This is a genomic window from Bartonella japonica, assembly GCF_040545385.1.
Classification (GTDB): domain Bacteria; phylum Pseudomonadota; class Alphaproteobacteria; order Rhizobiales; family Rhizobiaceae; genus Bartonella; species Bartonella japonica.
Genome location: NZ_JBEPLT010000042.1, coordinates 1 through 3,296 on the forward strand (window position 1 = coordinate 1; position 3,296 = coordinate 3,296).

Consider the following 3,296-nt stretch of genomic DNA (forward strand, 5'->3'; position numbering starts at 1 on the left):
ACCGAAAAAAAACTTGAGATGCTTCAGTACTTTGGTAGTGTTGATGGTATTACACGTAGACAAAGCTGGCGAATGATTACACCAGACAAGCATGGGGATTGGATTAATCAACGTGATAACAATTTTGAAACATTCTTAGCTATAGGTGATAAGAAAAATAATGATAAAAAATTATTTGCAATGTTTTCTCGTGGCATTATGACAAGCCGTGATGCGTGGGCATATAACTCAAGCTGTGCGACAGTGGCAAAAAATATGAGTAATATGATTACCTTCTATAACAATGAAGTAGAACGCTTTAATGATACCTATCCACATAATGATAGCAAAACACGTACAAAGGTTCTCAATAGTTTTGTCAATTCAGATGAAAGCAAAATAAGTTGGAGTTATAATCTCAAAAAAGATTTAGTAAAAGGAAAGTTTTTCAACTTTAAGGAAAAGTGCCTTACCAAAAGTTTGTATCGTCCTTTTACACGACAGTGGGTGTATAGTGATTCTGCTCTCAACTGCGATGGTGCTTATCAGATGCGTATATTCCCGATAGGAGAAGCAGCAGAGAATAAAATAATACAAGTTTCTTCTATGGGAGCACGAAGTGGATTTTCTGTATTGATGATTAAGAATTTGCCTGACGTATGTGTAATTGATAACAGTCAATGCTTTCCAAGATATATTTACGAAAATGTTATATTTTCAAAAGAGAGAAATAAAAATGAGAGACAATCCTATTTATTTACAAACTCTATAGAGGAAAACAAAACAGCTGGTTTACAGAGGCGTGATGCCATTACGGATGAAGGATTAGCACATTTTGAAGCCGCTTATCCTAATGAAACTATCAGTAAAGATGATCTATTCTATTATGTTTATGGGATTTTCCATTCAAAAGATTATCGTACACGTTATGCACATAATTTATGCAAAGAATTGCCTCGTATCCCTTGTGTAAAGAGTGCTGATGACTTTTGGAAATTTGTAACAGCAGGGCGTGAATTGGGTCATTTGCACGTGAATTATGAAGATGTAGAGCCTTATCCAGTGACCTTTAAAAAGGGTAATCCAAAAGTTACAGAGATCTCTAATCCCGAAAAGTTTTATTATGTAACTGAAATGAAATTCGCAAAAATTAAGAATAGTAAGGAAAAGGATAAAACCACTGTTATCTACAATAGTAATATCACAATAACAGATATCCCTCTTGAAGCTTATGAGTATATCGTCAATGGCAAACCCGCTCTTGAATGGGTTATGGGGCGTCAATGCGTTAAGACTGATAAAAAGAGTGGTATTGTTAATGATGCCAATCGCTATGCTGTTGAAACCGTTGGCAACCCTGCTTATCCATTGGAATTGTTTCAAAGGGTTATTACCGTAAGTTTAGAAACCATGAAAATCGTTAAGAACTTACCAAATTTGGTATTAAGAGAAACTGAATAACTTAAAAGCATGCTCACATAATGGGTATGCTAAACGCATAAGGGGTATAGAGCTTATAACCATAATCTATACCTCTCTTGTTAAGCTGATTAGATACAATCTTTTAAATAATAGTTTATATGCGTTATTCTAAAAAGAAATCCCATCTTAAAGTGAATAGGCTTCTTTTGAATTGCCTTTAAAAGATTATATCGTAATCTAAAATGATAACTTTATGCTTTTCAAAAGCTTTGTTTAAAGAGAGTTATGTATATTCATTTTGCTTATAGGTTTTGAAGGTGTAAAAATCGTCAAAACCCCCTCAAAACGTATATTATTGATTGAATTTATAGGTTGTGTTATCAATATGAGTTGTTTTTTTAAGATCTGTAAAATCTTAACCTATTGAAAAATAACGTTTTTACTTTTTATCGTTTTTTTATCTAAAAGGGGCAACCCTCAAAACTCAAAACCCTGTCAAAACTCATAACCATAATGATCTTGATAGCATCTCTTATGAGTTACAAGTTATCTTTTGAAAGGCTTAAAGGATCATATGCTTTTCATAAGACATGTTGTAATTACTTACTAAAATAATCATTTTGTCAGTTCAATTTACTGACAGATAACTGACAAGTTTTAATCAACTCGCATCATGGGTTATCTTTAAACATTGTACTTTTGATATGAGTTATGTTTTAAAGATATTAACATATTGATATATAATAACTTTTATTTTTACTCATTTAAAAAAAATAATATAGCGTTTAAAAGGAACTGACACAACTGACAACGCTGACACGGTCTATTAAAAGGGATTCACTAATCTCTATAGAGATGTTTTTATAACAGTCTATAAATCACAATTATTATATATCATATTTATCATTTCTCTTATGAAAATGAAAAATGATGCCATGACTATAAAGAATATAACAGCTATAGAGAATGCCTAAAAATAACAGCCTCATTTGAATAAAGCAAAAATGTAAATGAAAGCATTGGTTATAAGAGCGCGGTGCTTATTAAGACAATTCAATGATAAATGCGTTATAAACAAAATTCACAAAAAAATTAAAATTTATTTAGTAAAAAAATTGATAGGTTATAAAGATAAAAATACGCATTATGAGAGCATTTCTAAATATTATAAATGTATAGATTCAAAAAATAACGCAATCGTTTTATAAAGCCTATAATATATCTTTAAACGCATATAAATATAAAAGAAGCAATTAATAAGCATAAAATATTATCAACACATATCGTATTTAAAAAAATACAAAAAATATCAAAAAAGATAAAATATTATTTGACAATAAATACGTATTTTGTTATATAAATAATTAAGTGATAGAAACACTTACAGTTAGCGAATAGGTTACGATAAACCTAATCCTATTAAAAACTGACTATCTTTTATGCTTTAATTGGCATATATGATGATTTTGTCGGGTGTAGTTACGCCATAAAATACCCCTATGGGAAAAGCGTAGCAACGGACTAACTGCCGTGTTTCTAGCGCCCGATGCTCTTATAGGGTGTCAATAGAAACTATTTAACAGTTAGGTTTTAAATATGACAAATATATTAAACAACACTCCCGTTAATAAGAAAAAAACTTCAAAAAAATATGAGTTTACTGGCGAAATGGATTTTGTGACTGGTCTCATATTGTACCGTATACGTGCTTTAAGAGATTTTGGTGATGTCAAGGCAGGCGATCTAGGGGGGTATATTGAAAACGAAAGTAACTTATCTCACAAAGGCAATTGCTGGGTGTATGATAAAGCACGCGTCTTTCAAAATGCTAGGGTTTCAGGGAATGCGAAAGTAAAAAACTTTTTTGTAGACGTTTGTGGAAATGCAAAAATTTA

The 3,296-nt window shown here is 31.1% G+C and carries 1 protein-coding gene and 1 pseudogene; both read left to right on the top strand.

Going from position 1 to position 3,296, the window contains the following annotated elements; genetic code table 11:
- A partial coding sequence (locus ABID39_RS07710; RefSeq protein WP_354187568.1) for a type ISP restriction/modification enzyme occupies positions 1-1,440 on the top strand: 1,440 nt, incomplete at its 5' end.
- A 1,557-nt stretch (positions 1,441-2,997) separates the two neighbouring features.
- A pseudogene (locus tag ABID39_RS07715) lies at positions 2,998-3,296 on the top strand (hypothetical protein); the annotation flags it as partial.